Source organism: Pseudarthrobacter sp. B4EP4b (assembly GCF_006680095.1).
Classification (GTDB): domain Bacteria; phylum Actinomycetota; class Actinomycetes; order Actinomycetales; family Micrococcaceae; genus Arthrobacter.
In genome coordinates this window covers 1-19,726 of the sequence record NZ_VHIJ01000060.1, presented here as the reverse complement: position 1 = coordinate 19,726, position 19,726 = coordinate 1, and the positions used below count along the sequence as shown (strand labels likewise).

Here is a 19,726-nt window from a genome sequence, read left to right as displayed (position 1 = left end):
CGTCGTGCGTCCCGGCGCCAGGCCTAACCCTGCGCGGGGCCGGCGTTGTCCCGGATCATGTTGGTGATGCGGGCCGTGGACAGCCGCCGGCCCTGCTCATCTGTCATAACGATCTCGTGCGTGGCAAGCGTCCGGCCCAGGTGGATCGCTGTACAGGTACCGGTCACCGTGCCGCCCGAGATGGAACGGTGGTGGGTGGCACTGACCTCGATGCCAACCGCATGGCGGCCGGGGCCTGCGTGCATAGCAGCCGAAAACGAACCGAGGGTCTCCGCCAACACCACGTGCGCCCCGCCGTGAAGTATTCCGGCCACCTGCGTGTTGCCCTCCACCGGCATGGTGGCCACTGTCCGCTCAGGGCCCATCTCCAGGAAATGGATGCCCATTTTCACCACCAGTGCGCCAATCCCGAATTGGCCAAGCCAGCGGTGCAGGTGCTCCGGGACTCCAGCGGCAGCAAGCTCCCCCGCGTAGGGGCCGGGCGTGAAATTGTCCATCATGGCAACTAGGCTGGCACCTGTGAGTGAAACAACCAAACCGGCCCCCTTCCCGTCCAACGTCCGCCAGGACCACAACGCCCCGCAGGGCTCAACCGCCCTCCAGGACATTGCCATCAAGGACGATGCAGTTCAGGAGAAGGACCCGGCAGAGGCCGGCGGATCGGTGTCAGCAACTGCCGCCCCCGTGGTTCCCATGACGGGCCAGCCGCGGCTGCTGGTGCTGGACGGGCACTCCATGGCTTTCCGCGCCTTTTTCGCCCTGCCCGCGGACAAGTTCTCCACCGCCAACGGGCAGCACACCAACGCTATCCACGGCTTCACGTCCATGCTGATCAACCTGATCAAGGAACAGCAGCCCACACACATCGCCGTTGCCTTCGACGTCTCGGATGAGACCACCCACCGCAAGGCCGACTACAGCGACTACAAGGGCGGCCGCAACGAGACGCCCCGCGAGATGAACAACCAGATCGACCTCATCGGCCAGGTCATGGAGGCCTGGGGCATCAAGACCATCAAGATGCCCGGCTACGAGGCGGACGACATCCTGGCAACCCTTGCCGCCATGGGCGATCAGGCGGGCTTCGAAGTCCTGCTGGTCACGGGTGACCGGGACGCGTTCCAGCTCATCACTGACAACGTGTTTGTCCTTTACCCGAAGAAGGGCGTCAGCGACATCCCCAAAATGGATGCCGCCGCCATTGAGGCCAAGTACTTCGTCAGCCCCGCCCGCTACTCCGACCTCGCGGCGCTGGTGGGGGAGACGGCGGACAACCTTCCGGGCGTGCCCGGCGTGGGACCCAAGACCGCCGCCAAGTGGATCAATCTCTACGGCGGGCTCGAAGGCGTACTGGAAAACCTCGATTCCATCGGCGGGAAGGTGGGAGACGCCCTGCGCGAAAACGTTGAGTCCGTCAAGCGCAACCGCCGGCTGAACCGGCTCCACGCAGACCTGGAACTGCCCGTCACCCTCGATGACCTGTACCAGCCCCGTCCCGACCAGGCAGCCCTTGAGGATCTGTTCGACGAGCTCGAGTTCAAAGCCATCCGCGGCCGCCTCTTCGCCCTCTATGGCGACGACGACACCCCCGCCCCCGAGCGCGCCAGCATCGAAACGCCTGACTTCATCACGCCGTCGGGCGCTCCGGAACTGACCGCTTTCCTGGCGGCGGGCGCCGGCCAGCGGTCCGCCCTCGCCGTGGACCTGGTTCCCGGAAGGATCGGCGAGGACGCCGCCGGGCTGGCGATCGTCCGCGACGGCGGCGCCGCCTACATCGACCTCGCCGGCCAGGACGCCGACGCCGAAAACGTCCTTGCCGGCTGGCTGCGCGACCCCGAAGCACCCAAAGTGATGCACGGGTTCAAGGCCGCGCTCAAAGCACTGTCCTCACGGGGCCTCGAGCTCGAAGGCGTCGTGGACGATACCTCCATCTCCGGCTACCTCATCGAGCCGGACCGGCGCACCTACGAGCTCGCCGAACTCGCCCAGCACCACCTCAACGTCGGCATCCCGGCCGCCACCGCCAAGGCGGGCCAGCTGGAGCTGTCCTTCGACGGCGACGACGAGGCCGCCGCGGGCGCGCTGGTGCAGGCCGCCGCCGTCGTCCTTGAACTGAGCAGGTTCTTTGAGGCGGAACTGAAGGAGCGCCGCGCGGAGGAACTGCTTTCCACGCTCGAACTCCCGGTCAGCCGTGTGCTGGCGGATATGGAGCTGGCGGGCATCGGGATCGACATGGCCCGGATGGATGAGCAGATTGCAGACCTTGCCAGGGTCATCGACAACGCCCAGGAGCAGGCGTTCGCGGCGATCGGCCATGAGGTGAACCTCGGCTCGCCCAAGCAGCTGCAGACCGTGCTGTTCGAGGAACTCCAGCTGCCCAAGACCAAAAAGATCAAATCCGGCTACACCACCGATGCCGCCTCCCTGAAGAATCTCCTGGAGAAAACCGGACACGAGTTCCTGGTCCAGCTCATGGCCCACCGGGAGGCGGCCAAGCTGCGGCAGATGCTGGAGTCGCTGAAGAAGTCGGTGGCCGAGGACGGCCGGATCCACACCACCTACGCCCAAAATGTCGCGGCAACGGGGCGGATCTCGTCCAACAACCCGAACCTTCAGAACATCCCCATCCGCAGCGAGGAAGGCCGCCGTGTCCGCGGGATCTTTGTGGTCAGCGACGGCTACGAGTGCCTGCTCTCCGCGGACTACTCCCAGATCGAGATGCGCATCATGGCCCATCTCTCCGGCGATGCGGGCCTGATCCAGGCGTACAAGGACGGTGAGGACCTGCACCGGTTCGTGGGCTCGAACATCTTCCACGTGCCCACCGAGGAAGTCACCAGCGCCATGCGCTCCAAGGTCAAGGCCATGTCCTACGGCCTGGCCTATGGGCTGACCTCGTTCGGCCTGTCCAAGCAGCTGGAGATTTCGGTGGACGAGGCCCGAACCCTGATGAAGGACTACTTCGACCGGTTCGGTGCGGTCCGCGACTACCTGCGGGGCGTGGTGGACCAGGCCCGCGTGGACGGCTACACCGCAACCATCGAGGGGCGCCGCCGGTACCTGCCCGACCTCACCAGCACCGACCGGCAGCTCCGCGAAAATGCCGAACGGATCGCGCTGAACAGCCCCATCCAGGGCTCTGCCGCGGACATCATCAAACGGGCCATGCTTGGCGTGCATGCGGAACTCCAGTCGCAGGGCCTGAAGTCCAGGATGCTGCTGCAGGTCCACGACGAACTGGTCCTGGAAGTGGCCGCGGGGGAGCGGGAAGCGGTGGAGAAGCTGGTCACCGATCAGATGGCCGCCGCCGCCGACCTCAGCGTTCCGCTCGAGGTCCAGATCGGTGTTGGCCCCAGCTGGTACGACGCCGGGCACTAGAAGTCCCGCCGACCGGTGGCGCAGGAATACCGCGGATCTTCCAGTGCCACCGGCGGCCGCCAGCGCAACTGCCTGCGGACGCGTGTCGCTGCTGGCGGCCCCGGGGCGTTATTGGCTAGGCTCGGGCGGGTGGCTGAACTGAGCGGTAACTACGAGATCCGGCGCTTCCCTGCGGTATCCGAGGGCAAGGACGGCTATGCGGAAGCATCCACCTGGCTCCGGGCCGTGGCCTTCGGGTTCCACGAATCCACCCGCACACCGGAACACGTGGCGAGGTCCCTGGCCACCTACCAAGCCGACGGCCGGGTCCTGACCGGGGCCTACCAGACGGGAGAAGTGGCGCAATCGTCGCTGCCGGCGGACGTTCCGGTGGCCACCTTTGCCACCTTTCGGAAAAGCCTCAACATCGGCTTCGGCCGCATGCTCGAAAGCCAGCTCGTCACTGCAGTGACCGTCCGTACCTCACACCGGCGGCGCGGCCTGCTGCGCCGGATGATGAGTGAGGACCTGCGCCTGGCCAAGGAGGACGGCGTTGCGATGGCCGCCCTGACCGCCTCGGAGGGAACCATCTACGGCCGCTTCGGGTACGGCGTGGCCAGCTTCGAACGCAACGTCCACGTGGACACCACGGCCCGGTTTAGCGTGCGGCACCAGCCGGTGGGCAGTGTTGAGATCGCAGATCCCAAGGTACTGCTGGAACTCGCGCCGGAAATCTTCGGCCGCGTCCATCGGCTCACGCCCGGCTCCATCAGCCGGCAGGACTGGTACCGGCAGCTGGCATCGGGGTCCCTCGGCCGGGACGGCAAGGAGGATCCTGCCATTAAGGTGGCCCTGCACTATTCAGCTGACGGAATTCCCGACGGCTACGTGTCCTACAAATTCCTGGGCTGGGAGACCGAGCCCTATACGGTGGAAGTGGTGGACCTCGTGGCCGCCGGAAACAGTGCCTACCTCGAACTCTGGCAGTTCCTCGGCGCCATCGACCTCGTGGAACGGGTCTCCTGGGCCGAAGCGCCCCTGGATGACCCGCTGGCCTGGGCACTGACCGACCCCCGTTGCATCGATTCCTCGGACAGCCGGGACATGCTGTGGCTTCGCATCCTGGACACCGCCCAGGCGCTGGAAGCCAGGCACTACCCGGCAGACGGCCGCCTGGTCCTCGAAGTCAACGACCCCCTCGGCCTCACGGCGGGAACGTTCGCCCTCGCCGCCGACGGCGGCCAGGCCGCCGTCGAACGCCTCCCGGAAGGTGCCGCGGCCGACCTGTCCCTGGACATCTCCGCCCTGTCCTCGATCTACCTGGGCGCCGTCTGTCCGGTCACCCTGACGGCGGCGGGACGGATAGGGGAGAACACGCCCGGCTCGGCGCTGAAGGCCCGGCAGATCTTCGCCGTCGAGCGGTCCACGCACTGCCTGACGCATTTCTGACTTCACTCTGGACACAGAAACGGCCGCTTTTGACCCGTGTTGCGGGCAGCGACTAGAATAAACGGGCGTGTGTTACGTGTGCATCGCTTTGGTTCGCATTTGAACGCCACGCAATCAGGATGACCCGGCAATCCGCCGCGCTCCGCCTCCAGGTCAGTACCCGGAAGTGGTGGTCACCTGACCGACTAACTATCCACAACGGAGCCCCTACTACATGACCATCACCTCCACCGAGAAGCCCGGTACCCCCGTAGTCGCCATTAACGACATCGGTACCGCTGAGGACTTCCTCGCAGCAGTCGACGCGACCATCAAGTACTTCAACGACGGAGATCTCGTCGAAGGTACCGTCGTCAAGGTCGACCGCGACGAAGTTCTGCTCGACATCGGTTACAAGACCGAAGGTGTCATCCCCTCCCGCGAGCTTTCCATCAAGCACGACGTTGATCCCGGAGACGTTGTCTCCGTTGGCGATCAGGTCGAAGCCCTGGTGCTCACCAAGGAAGACAAAGAAGGCCGCCTGATCCTCTCCAAGAAGCGCGCTCAGTACGAGCGTGCCTGGGGCGACATCGAGAAGGTCAAGGAAGAAGACGGTGTTGTCACCGGTACCGTCATCGAGGTCGTCAAGGGTGGTCTTATCCTCGACATCGGCCTGCGCGGCTTCCTGCCCGCATCCCTCGTCGAGATGCGCCGTGTGCGCGACCTGGCTCCGTACATCGGCCAGCAGATCGAAGCCAAGATCATCGAGCTGGACAAGAACCGCAACAACGTGGTCCTGTCCCGCCGTGCATGGCTCGAGCAGACCCAGTCCGAGGTCCGCTCCACGTTCCTCAACAAGCTGGAAAAGGGCCAGGTCCGTCCCGGCGTCGTTTCCTCCATCGTCAACTTTGGTGCCTTCGTGGACCTGGGCGGCGTAGACGGCCTCGTCCACGTTTCCGAGCTGTCCTGGAAGCACATCGACCACCCGTCCGAGGTTGTCGAAGTTGGCCAGGAAGTCACCGTCGAGGTTCTCGAAGTCGACCTGGACCGCGAGCGTGTTTCCCTGTCGCTCAAGGCTACGCAGGAAGACCCGTGGCAGACCTTCGCCCGCACCCACGCCCTTGGCCAGGTTGTTCCGGGTAAGGTCACCAAGCTCGTTCCGTTCGGTGCGTTCGTTCGCGTCGAAGACGGCATCGAAGGCCTGGTCCACATCTCCGAGCTGGCTGTCCGCCACGTGGAGCTGGCCGAGCAGGTTGTCTCCGTTGGCGACGAACTGTTCGTCAAGGTCATCGACATCGACCTCGAGCGCCGCCGCATCTCGCTGTCCCTCAAGCAGGCCAACGAGGGCGTCGACGCCGACAGCACCGAATTCGATCCGGCTCTGTACGGCATGGCCGCAGAGTACGACGAAGAGGGCAACTACAAGTACCCCGAGGGCTTCGACCCCGAGTCCAACGAATGGCTCGAGGGCTACGAAGCACAGCGCGCCGCCTGGGAGCAGCAGTACGCTGACGCCCAGACCCGCTGGGAAGCACACAAGAAGCAGGTTGCCCAGCACGCTGCCGACGACGCTGCAGCTGCAACGTCCGGTGACAGCGATTCCGGCACCACCAGCTACTCCTCCGAGCCTGCTGCCACCGACACCGGTGCCGGCACCCTGGCTTCGGACGAGGCTCTTGCTGCTCTCCGCGAGAAGCTGACCGGCAACTAATTGCCACCGGCCCTTTCCGGGCTGTAAACAACAGACCCCCTGCCTTCGGGCAGGGGGTCTGTTGTTTTAACCAGTTTCTTCGCCGGCATACGGAACCCAAATGCGTAACTTTTGCTTGTCGCGGCTGTGGTGGCACCTGCCGTTATGGGGTTCGCCGCCAGGCCCGGGGCGCATAAATTCGGTCGGCCCGTTTCCTTAGAGGACGACGACGGCGCGTACTGTTCCGTCGTCGTCCGGAGTCAGCGTTGCCCCCGCCGCCGCCAGGAGACGCTGTGCGCCAACGTTGCCCGCCAGGGTGCGGGCGGTCACTTCCGCCAAACCCGCCCGGCGCGCTTCGGCCAGGACCAGGTGGAGTGCTGCACTTCCGATGCCACGGGACCGGAAGCTCCTGCCGAGCCAGATCCCCGTTTCCGCGCTTTTCCTGCCATTGCCGGTATCCATGCGTTTAAGCCGGATGGAACCGGCGGGGCTGCCGCCGGCGAGGATTGCCCAGGTCTTTTCGCCGGCTTCCCCGTCCAGGCCCTGTGCGGCGGCCCGGTGGTAGCTGAAGAACCATGCTGTCCTTTCCAGGTTCCAGCCCGGTCCGCCCAGCGGGGGAGCCACCTCGTCCGGGGAGGCGTCGCGCTTGGCCAGGTCCAGGAGTTGCTCCAGAACCGTTTCGTCCACGTCCGCCAGGGACACGTCAGGAGAGCGGGACATCCACCCACTCCGTTCCCTCCGGGATGAGGATGGCGCTGCCGGCGGTCAACAATTGCAGGCGTTCCGCGGCGCCGGCGATAGCCCCAGCGTCATCAGGAACGGCCACGCGCAGGACCGTGTGCCGGGCCGAGTAGCTTGTTCCGGCCATCACAAAGCCGGCGGCGCGGAGGTCGTTTTCCAGCCGGCCGGCAGCAGTGTGCGGCACCTCGGCTGCGCAGATCCGCAGCCGGCTCCGCCGCACCATGGGCACCAGCGACAGCGCCGAGGAAACCGACTCCGAGTACGCGCGGACCAGGCCGCCCGCCCCCAGCAGCACTCCGCCAAAGTAGCGCACGACGACGGCACTGACGTCGCTGAGGTCGGCCACCCCGGGTGCCGTTTCCCTTTTGGCCAGCGCCTCAAGCATGGGGATGCCGGCCGTCCCCGACGGCTCTCCGTCGTCATTGGAACGCTGGATATCCCGGTCCGGGCCAATAATGAAGGCCGAGCAGTGGTGTCGGGCATCGTGGAATTCGCGGCGGAGGCCGGCCACCAGGTCCCGTGCTGCTTCTTCGGTGCCGGCCCGGCGCAGGACAGTGATGAACCGGGACCGTTTGATCTCGATCTCGTGGCGGAAATCCGGGCCCGGAGCCAGTGTGGTGTAGGCCGCAGCCCTGCTCAGCCCTGTATCCACTGCTTCTGCCACCGCCCCAGTCTAGTCCCGGGGCATGGGCCGGTCAGCCGGGTTACGAGCCAGCCATTTCACGGCGGCCGCGCCGGAGCGTCTTCGTCAGGGACAGCTTGCCGGTGTACTGGATGGAGCCGTAACGGAACAGGTGGACGGAAAAACGCAGCATCAGGATTCCGACGATGAACAGTTCGGCGATGACTATGATCGACTCGACTGGACCCAAGGTGCCAAAACCGTTGCGGAGCATCGCGGTGACCGGAGCCGACAACGGAAAGTATGTGAAGGCCTGGACGATGGGGGAGGTGGGGTCGCTCAGGATCAGGCTGATCGCGTAGAACGGCACAAAGATCAGGGCCATCAGCGGGCCGAAGACCACGCCGGCTTCCTTGGCGTTGGGCATCACAGCGCCGATGGCGCCCAGGACGGCCGTGAACAGCAGGAAGCCGCCCAGCAGCAGCAGGGCTCCCACCAGCAGCGGTCCGGGTTCGAAGACCACATCGGAGAGGTCCACATCGGGCAGGGAGAGCCGGTCCCGGAAGAACACAAAGCCGATGATGATGGGCGCCAGGAACACCGAAATCTGCACGAGCCCCACCAGGAGCAGGGAGATGATCTTGCCCATGATGAGTGTGGTCGGGTTCAGCGTGGTGAGGATCATCTCCGTGACCCGGTTTTCCTTCTCCTCAAGGGTGCTGTTCAGCATCTGGTTGGAGAGCAGGATGACCATGACATAGAAGAGGACCAGGAACATCAGCGGCGGGACGGCAGCGCCAAAGCCTCCCGACGCCGCGCCGCCCCGGTAGGTCTCGGTATCCACCCGGACGTTCCCGCTTGCGGCCGCTGTGAGCTGTGGCGAGCCGATGTCCGCCTGCGCGGCGACCATCAGCAGTTGCTTTGCCACGGCTTCGTACGTTCCGTTGGCAAACACGCCGCGATCCGCGCCGTAGACCTTTACCGGCTCCACGGCAGGGTCGGCGGGATAGGCGAAGTACGCGTCAACCCGGCCTGACTTCACGTCCGCCACGGCCTGGGCCGGATCTGCCGCCCTGGCTCCACCTGCCGCCTGCGCCGCCGCTTCGGGGATGATGCCCGAGCCGTCCGTGTACACAAACGCCAGGGCGGCGTTCTTCTGGGCGTCGGCACTGGCGCTGGTGGAGCTGTTGCTGACGAAAATCAGGGCGAAGACGATGGCCGTGACCAGGGGAATGGCCAGTGTGGCGATCCAGAAGCGCGGCTTCTTGGTGGTCCGGAAGAACTCAAAGCCCACCACGGTGCCAAGGTTGTGCCAGCGGAGCGGGAAACGTTGTGCAGGTGTTGTGCCCATGGTCAGGCCTCCACGGTCTGGTGCTGTTCACCGTAAACCCGGATGAAGATCTCTTCCAGGGAAACGCGGGCAGTGGTGAAGCTGGTGATGGCGGCGCCGCTGGTGACGAGCTCCCGCAGTACGGCAGCCTGGTCTGCGCCCGGGCGCGGAGCGAGTTCAGCGTACCCGCCGGTGTTCCGCACCACGTCGTACAGGGCCGACCGCGGCAGGACGCCGTCGTAGCCCACGCGGTAGACCGTGCCGCCGAACTGTTCCTGCACATCGGTCACCGTGCCGTAGGCGCGCGATGTTCCGTCCTTAAGCAGGATCACCCGGTCGCAGAGCCGTTCCACTTCCTCCATTTGGTGCGTCACCATGATGACGGTGGCGCCGGCGAGCTTCTGTTCTTCGATGATGTCCATCAGCAGCCGCCGGTTCACGGGGTCGAAGCCCTTGGTGGGCTCGTCCAGGATGAGCAACTCGGGATCGTTCATGATGGTGACGCCGAGCTGGATCTTCTGCTGCTGCCCGCCGGAGAGTTTATCCAGGTTGGCGGTTGCCTTGTCTGCCAGTTGGACGCGTTCCAGGTAGTCGAGCGACCACGCCCGTGCCTGTGCCTTGCCCAGTCCCTTGAGCCGGCCGAAGTAGACCATCACGTCCAGGACCGGTTCTTTTTTATAGAGGCCGCGTTCCTCCGGCAGGTAGCCCAGCCGCGCGCCGTCCTTCGGCTCAAAGGACTTCCCGCCAATGTGCAGGGTCCCGGAGGTGGGCTGGTAAATCCCCAGCAGGGCCCGCAGCGTGGTGGTTTTCCCCGACCCGTTGCTGCCCAGGAACCCGAAGGTCTCACCGGCGTGGACATCGAAGGACAGGTCCTTGATGACAGTATGGTCACCAAAATCCATCCGGAAATCTTCGATATGGACCAGCGGCTCCCTGGCCGCACCCCCTGCAGTCATGACTTCACCCTACCGTCCATCGAGGTGCAGTCCGTCTAGGGTGGGAGGGTGCTGAAAATCGGGTTGACAGGCGGAATCGCATCCGGGAAGTCAGTGGCCGCATCGCGCCTTAGGGAGCGCGGGGCAGTGCTGGTGGATGCTGATGCGCTGGCGAGGGAAGTGGTGGAGCCCGGCACCGAAGGCCTCGAACGGATCGTCGCCGAGTTCGGCGTCGGCATGCTCGACGGCGGCGGGCGCCTCAACCGGACCAGGCTCGGCGAGGCGGTGTTCGGCAACCCGGAACGCCTGGCTCTCCTGAACGGAATCGTGCACCCGCTGGTCCGGTCACGTGCGGCGGCCATCGTCGCCGCGGCGGAGGAGGGTTCAGTGGTAGTGCAGGACATTCCGCTCCTTGTGGAGACCGGGCAGGGCAGCGACTTCCACCTCGTGGTGGTGGTGGATGCACCCGAGGACGTCAGGCTGCAGCGGATGCTTGAGCACCGGGGCATGACCGCTGAGGCCGCCCGGTCGCGCATTGCGGCCCAGGCAACCCGGGAGGACAGGCTGGCCGCTGCCGACGTGGTCCTGCAGAACTCCGGCAGCGTGCAGGACCTCCTGGACCAGGTGGACAGGCTCTGGGACTCCCGGCTGGAGCCGTTCGCCCGGAACCTTGCCGAAGGAGTGCGCGCGAAACGGAACGGAGGACCCGTCCTGGTGCCCTCGGACCCGCTGTGGCCGCAGCAGGCGCAGCGGCTGATGAACAGGATCGCCAAGGCCCTTCCCGTGGAGCAGCGGGACGCGGCGCGGCTGGATCACATCGGGTCCACCTCGGTTCCCGGCCTGGACGCCAAGGACGTCATTGATCTGCAACTGACCGTGCCGGACATCCATGCCGCCGACGCCCTTGCTCCTGAGCTGGCGGCCGCAGGGTTCCCCGTGGTTCGCGGCATCAATGCCGACACCCCGAAAGCCAGCCACCCGCACCGGGAAGACTGGCAAAAGCGCTTCCACGCCAACGCCGACCCCGGGCGGGACGTGAACCTCCACATTCGGGCCGAAGGCTCCGCCGGCTGGCGCTTTGCCCTGTGCTTCCGGGACTGGCTCCGCGCCGAGCCGGCAGCCGCCGCGGAATACCTTGCGGTGAAGCGTGCGCTCGCGGCCGCCCACTCCGCTGACCGGTCCACAGCAGGCTACGCGGAGGCAAAGGAAGAGTGGTTCAACTCGGTCGAAGAAGCCCTGGAACGGTGGGCCGAAAGCTCCCGCTGGCAGCCGCCGTCGTCCGGCTCCTAGCCTGCCCGGCACCGTACCCGCCCGCCGTCGTACACGTCCTGAGGCCGGCCTGCAAACCGGCGCTTGTTCGCCCGTAACGGACTCGCCCTTCCAGTGTCGGTGCCCGGTTGTAGATTAGATCCATGAGCCTTGCGCAGGAGATCAACCGAGTTGTAGCGCCCTTTGAAGTCATCAGCGAATTCAAGCCTGCCGGCGACCAGCCAGCGGCAATCGCGGAGCTGACGGAGCGCATCAATAACGGTGAGAAGGACGTGGTGCTGCTCGGCGCCACCGGTACCGGCAAGAGTGCCACCACAGCCTGGCTGATCGAGCAGGTCCAGCGGCCCACCCTGGTGATGGTGCAGAACAAGACCCTCGCCGCGCAGCTGGCCAACGAGTTCCGGGAGCTGCTGCCCAACAACGCGGTGGAGTACTTCGTCTCCTACTACGACTACTACCAGCCCGAAGCCTACGTTCCGCAGACGGACACCTTCATCGAGAAGGACTCCTCCATCAATGAGGAAGTGGAGCGGCTTCGCCACTCAGCGACGAACGCCCTCCTGACCCGCCGCGATGTCATTGTGGTGGCCACGGTGTCCTGCATCTATGGCCTCGGCACGCCCGAAGAATACATCGCCGGGATGGTGACCCTCCGCAGGGGGCAGGAAATGAACCGGGACGCGCTGCTGCGCAAGTTCGTGTCCATGCAATACGCCCGCAACGACATGGACTTCCACCGCGGTACGTTCCGGGTGCGCGGGGATACCGTCGAGATCATCCCCATGTACGAGGAACTGGCCCTGCGGATCGAGTTCTTCGGCGACGAAGTGGAGAACATCTACACCCTGCACCCCGTCACGGGCGAGGTCATCCGGGAAGAGACCGAGATGTACGTCTTCCCCGCCTCGCACTATGTGGCCGGACCCGAGCGGATGACCCGTGCCATCAAGTCCATCGAGGACGAACTGGCCAGCCGGCTGGCAGTGCTGGAGGGGCAGAACAAGCTCGTGGAGGCGCAGCGCCTGCGGATGCGCACCACGTATGACCTGGAAATGATGCAGCAGATGGGCTTCTGCAACGGCATCGAGAACTACTCCCGGCACATCGACGGGCGGGCCGGCGGTACGGCCCCCCACTGCCTCATCGACTACTTCCCGGACGACTTCCTGCTGGTGGTGGACGAATCCCACGTGACCATCCCGCAGATCGGGGCCATGTACGAAGGGGACATGTCGCGCAAGCGCACCCTGGTGGACCACGGCTTCCGGCTGCCTTCAGCAATGGACAACCGGCCGCTGAAATGGGACGAGTTCCTGGAGCGCATCGGCCAGACGGTCTACCTTTCAGCCACTCCGGGCAAGTACGAACTGGGCAAGGCCGACGGCTACGTCCAGCAGATCATCCGCCCCACAGGCCTGATCGATCCCGAGGTCATCGTCAAACCCACCAAGGGCCAGATCGACGATCTCCTGGGCGAAATCAGGACCAGGGTGGAGAAGGACGAACGCGTCCTGGTCACCACGCTGACCAAGCGCATGGCCGAGGACCTCACGGATTACCTCCTGGGCCACGGCATCAAGGTGGAATACCTGCACTCCGACGTCGATACGCTGCGGCGGGTGGAGCTGCTGCGTGAACTGCGGCTGGGCAGCTTCGACGTGCTCGTGGGCATCAACCTGCTCCGTGAAGGCCTTGACCTGCCTGAAGTCTCGCTGGTCAGCATCCTGGACGCGGACAAGGAAGGGTTCCTCCGGTCCTCCACGTCCCTGATCCAGACCATCGGCCGCGCGGCCCGCAACGTGTCCGGCCAGGTCCACATGTACGCCGACCGGATCACCGATTCGATGGCCAACGCCATTGACGAAACCAACCGGCGCCGCGCCATCCAGGTGGCCTACAACAAAGAGAACGGCGTGGACCCGCAGCCGCTGCGGAAAAAGATCGCCGACATCACCGACCAGCTGGCCCGGGAAGACGCGGACACCCAGGAACTGCTCAACAACAACCGCCTGGCCAAGGGCGGCAAGCGCAAGGCCGCAGCCAAGGGTGCCGCCCAGGTGCGTTCCGACGGGCTCGCCGCGGCTCCCGCCGAGGATCTCGTGGGCCTCATCGAGCAACTCACCGAGCAGATGCACGGGGCGGCAGCAGAGCTGCAGTTCGAGGTGGCGGCACGCATCAGGGACGAAGTCAGCGAGCTGAAGAAGGAACTGCGCCAGATGCAGGCCGCCGGACACGCCTGACGCAAAACACGCGCTCGGAGGCGGCCGGCAGCGGCCTGGGGTACAGTTAACGTCACGTAGGGGAGTATCCCAAGCGCTACGATCGTCAACACGCAGGGCATGGTTGCCCCGCCGGGCGTAGCGGGCCGCCACTTCAGCACCAAGTGCACAGGCAGGCCGGAGAGACTTACAACGCATCTCTGTACCCTGCGAAAGGCTACCCTGTGCTCGATTTGCCCATCTGGTTTGAGGTCGGCTCCTTTGTCGTCCTCGGCCTGATCCTCCTGACCGACCTCCTCCTGGTGGTCCGCCGCCCGCACGAACCCTCCATGAAGGAAGCCGGTTTGTGGGTGGCGTTCTACGTCACTCTGGCCCTGGTGTTCGCCGGCGCCATGTTCGCGTTCACGGGCCCGGAATACGGCGGCCAGTTCGTCGCCGGCTGGGTCACTGAATACAGCCTCAGCATCGACAACCTGTTTGTCTTCATCATCATCATGGCCAGGTTCTCGGTGCCCCGGAAGTACCAGCAGGAAGTGCTGATGGTGGGCATCATCATCGCCCTGATCCTGCGCGGCATCTTCATCCTGCTCGGCGCCATCGTGATCGAACAGTTCAGCTGGGTGTTCTACATCTTCGGTGCCTTCCTCCTCTGGACCGCCTGGAAGCAGGCCCAGGATGAAGGCGAAGACGAAGAGGACCGGGAAAACCCGCTCATCGCGAAGATCCGCAAGATCATTCCGATGTCGGAGAAGTACGACGGCGGCAAGCTCCGCACCGTGGTGAACGGCAAGAAGGTCTTCACCCCCATGGTTATCGTGTTCATCACGATCGGCATGACCGACCTGCTCTTCGCCGTCGACTCCATCCCTGCCATCTTCGGACTTACCCAGAGCCCCTTCATTGTGTTCACGGCAAACCTCTTCGCGCTGATGGGCCTGCGTCAGCTGTACTTCCTGCTGGGCGGCCTCATGAACCGCCTGATCTACCTGAAGCACGCGCTGTCCTTCATCCTGGCGTTCATTGGCGTCAAGCTGGTGCTGCACGCGATGCACGTGAACGAGCTTCCGTTCATCAACGGTGGCAAGCACATCGAGTGGGCTCCTGAGATCCCCACTTTTGTGTCCCTGGCAGTCATCGTTGGTACCATCCTGATCGCCGTGGTGGCCAGCCTCCTCAGCTCCAAGGCCAAGGAAGCCCACATGGATCCGCGGCTCGAGGAAGACGCCCGGAAGAGCCATAGCGACATCGACTAGTTCCACTCTGCAACTGCGAGGACACGTAATCCCGGCCGCCCCGCGGCCGGGATTACGTGCTTAAAAAACACTCCAAGACGCACGCGCCGAGGTCTATGCTCGGATCATGGCCGGCACTTTGATGACCGAAAGCGGAGTGCGCCAGGTGCAGCGGCGCACCGTGGTGCTGCTGAGTGCAGCCCAGGTGTTCGGCGGGATTGGTACCGGGGCCACTGTGTCCATCGGGTCCATCCTTGCCGTCGAGCTCTCCGGATCCAGTGCGTGGGCTGGCGCCGTCGCTACCGTCATGACTCTCGGCGCCGCACTGGCTGCCTTGCCGCTGGCCGCGCTGGCTGACCGGCGGGGACGCCGCATCGGCCAGGTGGCGGGGCTGTCGGCCGCCATGGCCGGCGCGCTGCTGATGGTCCTGTCGGTGGTCACTGGCCTCTTCTTCCTGCTCATCCTGGGCGCAGCCGGGATCGGGATAGGCACCGCTGCGAGCCTGCAGGCGCGCTTCGCCGCCGTCGACCTCGCGGACGCCGAACACCGCGGCCGGGCACTGTCCGCCGTAGTGTGGGCCGTAACCGTCGGAGCCGTCACCGGACCCAACCTGATCCAGCCCGGGGCCGTGGTGGGCCAGGCCCTTGGCCTCCCGCCTGTCGCGGGTCCCTTTGTGATCTCGGCCGCCGGACTCCTGCTCGCCGTCGTCCTGCTCTTTTTTGGCCTTCGGCCTGACCCCCTGCTGCTGGCCCGGGAACTCGCCGCCGTGCCATCACTGAACCAGTCCGCCGGCCAGCCGGCAGCCAACCCTGCCGGCCGCCCCGTCAACCAGCCGGCAGCCCTGCAGGCCCGGGCACCCGGGTCACTGGTTCGCGGGATGCGGGCCATCCGCGCATCCCGGGCAGCCCTGCTGGCGCTGGCCGCCCTGGTGGGAGCGCATGGGGTGATGGTGGGCGTGATGTCCATGACGCCGCTTCATCTGCAGGAGCTCCTGGCCGGCCCTGGCCACTCCGGCCATGCTGCCACGGGCGACGTCCTGGTGATCATCGGCTTCACCATTTCCCTGCATATTGCCGGGATGTTCGCGCTGTCGCCCGTGATGGGGTGGCTGACAGACAAGGCCGGCAGGCCTGAGACCATCATGATCGGCTTTGCGACAATGATCACGGCCGTCGCCGTTGCCGGATTCGGCCAGGACTCCACCACGGCGGTGGCGGTGGGGCTGGTCCTGTTGGGCGTGGGTTGGTCCGCGTCCACCATTTCCGGGTCAACCCTGCTTGCCGAGAGCGTTGGCCAGGAGTCACGCGTGGTGGTCCAGGGTGTTTCCGACATGCTGATGGGGGCCGCAGGTGCGGCGGGCGGTGCCGCGTCAGGCCTGGTCCTCAGCCAGGCCGGCTACCTGGGGCTGAACATGGCAGGTGCGGCAATAGGAGCCATGGTGCTCGGCGCGGCCATCCTGACACGGGCGGCGCGGCAGCGGGGGTCAGCGACTCCCTAACGCGCTCACCGGCCCGCGGCGGCTCAGCCCCGGACTCCGCGCACCATTCCCATCAATCGGTTGAAGATGCCCTCACCGTCGTCGGCTATCCCATCATGGTGGAAGTCCGGCGTTTCCCAGACCTGCAGCCCGCGGACCGCCGCGGCAGTCTTTAGGGAGAGGTTGCGGTCCACATAGATGTCGTCCGAGTAGACGGCGGCCGCGACAGGCACGGTATTGGCTGCAAGCCGGCCGGCATCGTACAGCGGCTTCCAGTCCGGCTTCGCCGCCAGCAGTTCGGCGACTTCGCGCAGCGGGCGCAGGGCAGGGTCCTGGTCGAAGTACCACGGATAGACCATTTCGCCGGTGAGCAGCAGCGGGTCCGCATCCGGCCGGAATTCCGGGAACTCGCGCAGTATCCGCCACGCCGACCAGTGCGTGGCTTCGCCCTGCCCGTAGATGGACTCGTGCATGAGGGCATAGAGCGGGTTGGAGCGGCGCGAGACGATGCCCTGTACCTGCTCCAGGAAAGAATCCGTTAGCCGGGCTCCGCCGGAAGAGCCTTCGAACGCATCCTCCAGCAGGTAGTGGAGGCTGTCCACCCGGGTGTTGCCGCCCAGGAAGGCGCCCACCATCTGGAAGCGCTCTACGGTGAGCGTGCTGCCGTCGGGCAGGAGTTCCTGGACGGTCCGCAAGTGCTGCGCAATCCTGTCAACCGTGGCCCGGTCCTCCGGGTACCACGTGAAGTACTCCGCGTTCCGGGCCGCCACCCGCTTGAACGTCGCCCGGTACACATCGTCAGCCGGGCCCGCGAGCGGCGCGAGGCCGCCGGTGATCAATGCCTGCTGCAGCCCCTCCGGGGCAAAGGAGAGGTAGGTGAGCGCGCAAAAGCCGCCGTAGCTCTGCCCATAGACGGTCCAGGGCGGTGAGCCCAGGGCAGCGCGGATCAGTTCGGCGTCGGCAACAATGGAGTCCGCGCGGAAATGTTCCAGGTAGGCGGCCTGTTCCAGCGCGGAGCCCCGGAGGGGCAGCGTGTTCCGATCCAGGGGAGTGGACAGCCCGGTGCCCCGCTGGTCCAGCATCAGGATGCGGAAGTCCTTGCCGGCGGCCTTGCTCCAGCCGCCCAGGGAACCGAACCTGTTGCCGCGGCCGCCCGGGCCGCCTTGCAGGAACAACAGCCACGGCAGGCGCGCTGCTTCTTCCATGGTGTGGGCAGCCGAAACGTACTCACGGGCGAAGACGGTAATCGTTTCCGAGCTGCCGGAGGAGCCGAAATGGTCCAGGGGCACGGTGAAGTAGTGCTCGACGGTGCGCAGGCCGCGGAACTCGTGCCGGGCCCTGATCTCGTGCCGGACGTTACTGGTCCCGGAGCTCAAATGTCCGAAGGCGGGGCGTCCTGCCACGCGTGCCTCAGTCATGGCCGCTAGCCGTTGGCGGTGGCGGGAACAGCGCTGCCGAACTGTTCCAGCGCCTCGCCGGTGAGCCGGAAGGTGGACCAGCCATCCATGGGCCGGGCACCCAACCGCCGGTAGAAGTTGATGGAGGGCTCGTTCCAGTCCAGGACGCTCCACTCCACCCTTGCGTAGCCGTTCTCGACGGCGATGCCGGCCAGGTGCTGCAGCAGCGCCTTGCCGTGCCCCTCGCCGCGGGCCTCCGGGCTGACGTAGAGGTCCTCCAGGTAGATCCCGTGCACACCTTCCCAGGTGGAGTAGTTCAGGAACCACAGGGCGAAACCGCGCACGTCCCCGTTGTCATTTTCCGCCATCGCGGCGAAGACCCTCGGGTTGTCGCCGAAGAGAACCTCTTGCAGCATCTCTGGAGTGTTCCGGACTGCGTCCGGTTCCTTCTCGTAGTGCGCCAGTTCGTGGATCATGCGGAGGATCGCGGGGACGTCGTGCGGGGTTGCAGGGCGGATTACACTCATTGTTCGAGCTTACCGCCGCCCCCGTGCCGGTGCAGTCAGGAGCAGTGCCGGCCGCACACCATGGGCGGTCAGAGCCGGTTGACGTCCGTCACCCGGATCACCGCTGTCCCGGTTCCGTTCGATTCGTCCAGGTCCACTTCCGCGGAAATGCCCCAGTCGTGGTTGCCCGCCGGATCATCGAAGATCTGCCGGACCTTCCAGACGCCGGGCTCCTCGGTGATGATGAGCAGCCCGGGACCGCGGGCGTCAGGGCCGGTGCCGATGTCGTTGTGCTCGTCGAAGTAGTCGTCCAGGACGTCCTCCCAGCGGTCCGCATCCCAGCCGGCAGCGCCGTCGAGCTCGCCCAGCGCCGCGGCGTCTTCGTCCGCGAAGAGCTCTACCCGACGGAACATTTCGTTGCGCACCATGACCCGGAAGGCGCGGATATTGGACGTGAGCGACGGCGGGGGAGGCGGCGGTGCATCGTGCGGGGTGGGAGCTGCGCCAGAGGTCAGTTCCTCCCACTCGTCCAGCAGGCTCGAATCGACCTGCCGGACCAGCTCGCCGAGCCAGGCAATGAGATCTTCCAGGTCGTCGCGCAGCATGTCCTGCGGCACCGTCTGCCGCAGCGCCTTGAAGGCGTCCGCGAGGTACCGCAGCACAATCCCTTCCGAACGGGCCAGCCCATAGAACTGTACGAACTCGCCAAAGTTCATGGCACGTTCATACATGTCCCGCACCACGGACTTCGGCGCCAGTTCGAAGTCACCAACCCACGGGGCGGCTTTGCGGTACACCTCGAACGCTTCGCCCAGGATTTCAGCCAGCGGCTGCGGATACGTTACCTCGTCGAGCATCGCCATCCGCTGGTCGTACTCGATGCCGTCTGCCTTCATGGCTGCGATGGCCTCGCCGCGGGCTTTCTTCTGCTGCGCCGAGAGGATCTGCCGCGGCTTTTCAAGGGTTGCCTCGATCACGGACACCACGTCCAGGGCGTACGACGGCGACTCCGGATCAAGGAGCTCCAGCGCGGCGAGTGCGAAGGGGGACAGGGGCTGGTTGAGGGCAAAGTTGGGTTGCAGGTGGACGGTGAGGCGGACGGTGCGGCCGTCCGGCCCCTGCTGCCCGGCCGGAATCCGCTCCACCACTTCGGCGGCCAGCAGTTCGCGGTAGATCCCCAGGGCCTTCTTCATCAGCTGCAGCTGGGAGGACCTGGTTTCGTGGTTTTCTGTCAGGAGCCGCCGGGCCGCGGCGAACGGGTCACCGGGCCGTTCCATCAGGTTCATCAGCATGGCATGTGTCACGGTGAAGCTGGAGGTCAACGGATCCGGTACCGATTCAACCAGCCGCTTGAACGTGGGTTCGCCCCAGGAAACAAAACCTTCCGGCGGCTTCTTTTTCACCACCTGACGCAGCTTCCGCTGGTCGTCGCCGAACTTGGCGGTGGCCTTGGCCATCGCTTTTACGTTCTCGATGACGTGTTCGGGAGCCTGCACTACCACGGTGCCAGCGGTGTCGTAGCC

General features: G+C 65.5%; 15 protein-coding genes. 7 read left to right on the top strand and 8 right to left on the bottom strand.

Annotated features, from left to right (window positions below):
• Positions 1–23: 23 nt before the first annotated feature.
• Positions 24–500, bottom strand: a complete 477-nt coding sequence (locus FNL14_RS19865; protein WP_142063651.1) for a hotdog fold thioesterase — start codon at positions 498–500, stop codon at positions 24–26.
• Between the two features lie 193 nt (positions 501–693).
• Between FNL14_RS19865 and polA the strand changes: the two genes are divergently transcribed.
• From polA to rpsA, 3 genes are all read left to right on the top strand, one after another.
• On the top strand, positions 694–3,378 hold the full coding sequence (gene polA / locus FNL14_RS19860) for a DNA polymerase I (protein WP_142063740.1): 2,685 nt from the start codon (positions 694–696) through the stop codon (positions 3,376–3,378).
• Between the two features lie 138 nt (positions 3,379–3,516).
• Positions 3,517–4,806 (top strand): GNAT family N-acetyltransferase, encoded by a 1,290-nt coding sequence (locus FNL14_RS19855; RefSeq protein WP_142063737.1) that lies wholly within the window; start codon positions 3,517–3,519, stop codon positions 4,804–4,806.
• 214 nt (positions 4,807–5,020) lie between these two features.
• A complete protein-coding gene (rpsA, locus tag FNL14_RS19850) occupies positions 5,021–6,496 on the top strand; it encodes a 30S ribosomal protein S1 (RefSeq protein ID WP_050055365.1) in 1,476 nt (491 codons plus the stop codon).
• Between the two features lie 195 nt (positions 6,497–6,691).
• Here rpsA and FNL14_RS19845 read toward each other — a convergent pair whose 3' ends face one another.
• Genes FNL14_RS19845 through FNL14_RS19830 form a run of 4 tightly spaced genes read right to left on the bottom strand, consistent with a single transcriptional unit; the run spans position 6,692 to position 10,124 of the window.
• On the bottom strand, positions 6,692–7,195 hold the full coding sequence (locus FNL14_RS19845) for a GNAT family N-acetyltransferase (protein ID WP_142063648.1): 504 nt from the start codon (positions 7,193–7,195) through the stop codon (positions 6,692–6,694).
• Positions 7,179–7,880, bottom strand: a complete 702-nt coding sequence (locus FNL14_RS19840; RefSeq protein WP_142063645.1) for a YigZ family protein — start codon at positions 7,878–7,880, stop codon at positions 7,179–7,181. The genes FNL14_RS19845 and FNL14_RS19840 overlap by 17 nt, the downstream gene beginning before the upstream one ends.
• Positions 7,881–7,920: 40 nt before the next feature.
• Entirely contained in the window at positions 7,921–9,189 is a 1,269-nt protein-coding gene (locus FNL14_RS19835) for an ABC transporter permease (protein ID WP_142063642.1), read from the bottom strand.
• A 2-nt stretch (positions 9,190–9,191) separates the two neighbouring features.
• Entirely contained in the window at positions 9,192–10,124 is a 933-nt protein-coding gene (locus FNL14_RS19830; protein WP_142063639.1) for an ABC transporter ATP-binding protein, read from the bottom strand.
• A 48-nt stretch (positions 10,125–10,172) separates the two neighbouring features.
• Between FNL14_RS19830 and coaE the strand changes: the two genes are divergently transcribed.
• The 4 genes from coaE to FNL14_RS19810 all read left to right on the top strand — a co-directional run bounded on the left by coaE (position 10,173) and on the right by FNL14_RS19810 (position 16,321).
• A complete protein-coding gene (gene coaE, locus FNL14_RS19825) occupies positions 10,173–11,393 on the top strand; it encodes a dephospho-CoA kinase (protein ID WP_142063636.1) in 1,221 nt (406 codons plus the stop codon).
• Positions 11,394–11,515: 122 nt separating this feature from the next.
• On the top strand, positions 11,516–13,612 hold the full coding sequence (uvrB, locus tag FNL14_RS19820) for an excinuclease ABC subunit UvrB (RefSeq protein ID WP_142063633.1): 2,097 nt from the start codon (positions 11,516–11,518) through the stop codon (positions 13,610–13,612).
• A gap of 203 nt (positions 13,613–13,815) precedes the next feature.
• Complete coding sequence (locus FNL14_RS19815; protein ID WP_142063630.1) at positions 13,816–14,844, top strand: TerC family protein; 1,029 nt, start codon at positions 13,816–13,818, stop codon at positions 14,842–14,844.
• A gap of 106 nt (positions 14,845–14,950) precedes the next feature.
• Positions 14,951–16,321, top strand: a complete 1,371-nt coding sequence (locus FNL14_RS19810) for an MFS transporter (protein WP_142063627.1) — start codon at positions 14,951–14,953, stop codon at positions 16,319–16,321.
• A 23-nt stretch (positions 16,322–16,344) separates the two neighbouring features.
• On the opposite strand, the gene FNL14_RS19805 is transcribed toward FNL14_RS19810, so the two are convergent.
• The 3 genes from FNL14_RS19805 to FNL14_RS19795 form a co-directional block, all read right to left on the bottom strand.
• Positions 16,345–17,718, bottom strand: a complete 1,374-nt coding sequence (locus FNL14_RS19805) for an alpha/beta fold hydrolase (RefSeq protein WP_142063624.1) — start codon at positions 17,716–17,718, stop codon at positions 16,345–16,347.
• A 5-nt stretch (positions 17,719–17,723) separates the two neighbouring features.
• On the bottom strand, positions 17,724–18,224 hold the full coding sequence (locus FNL14_RS19800) for a GNAT family N-acetyltransferase (protein ID WP_091418762.1): 501 nt from the start codon (positions 18,222–18,224) through the stop codon (positions 17,724–17,726).
• A gap of 68 nt (positions 18,225–18,292) precedes the next feature.
• Positions 18,293–19,726: DUF3516 domain-containing protein (locus FNL14_RS19795; protein WP_142063621.1), on the bottom strand; the 1,434-nt coding region annotated here is incomplete at its 5' end.

Bases quoted from the DNA above. Each gene is read 5' to 3' on its own strand.
- FNL14_RS19865 (WP_142063651.1), bottom strand. From the start codon at position 500: ATGATGGACAATTTCACGCCCGGCCCCTACGCGGGGGAGCTTGCTGCC.
- polA (WP_142063740.1), top strand. From the start codon at position 694: ATGACGGGCCAGCCGCGGCTGCTGGTGCTGGACGGGCACTCCATGGCT.
- rpsA (WP_050055365.1), top strand. From the start codon at position 5,021: ATGACCATCACCTCCACCGAGAAGCCCGGTACCCCCGTAGTCGCCATT.
- FNL14_RS19845 (WP_142063648.1), bottom strand. From the start codon at position 7,195: ATGTCCCGCTCTCCTGACGTGTCCCTGGCGGACGTGGACGAAACGGTT.
- FNL14_RS19835 (WP_142063642.1), bottom strand. From the start codon at position 9,189: ATGGGCACAACACCTGCACAACGTTTCCCGCTCCGCTGGCACAACCTT.
- FNL14_RS19830 (WP_142063639.1), bottom strand. From the start codon at position 10,124: ATGACTGCAGGGGGTGCGGCCAGGGAGCCGCTGGTCCATATCGAAGAT.
- uvrB (WP_142063633.1), top strand. From the start codon at position 11,516: ATGAGCCTTGCGCAGGAGATCAACCGAGTTGTAGCGCCCTTTGAAGTC.
- FNL14_RS19810 (WP_142063627.1), top strand. From the start codon at position 14,951: ATGGCCGGCACTTTGATGACCGAAAGCGGAGTGCGCCAGGTGCAGCGG.
- FNL14_RS19805 (WP_142063624.1), bottom strand. From the start codon at position 17,718: ATGACTGAGGCACGCGTGGCAGGACGCCCCGCCTTCGGACATTTGAGC.
- FNL14_RS19800 (WP_091418762.1), bottom strand. From the start codon at position 18,224: ATGAGTGTAATCCGCCCTGCAACCCCGCACGACGTCCCCGCGATCCTC.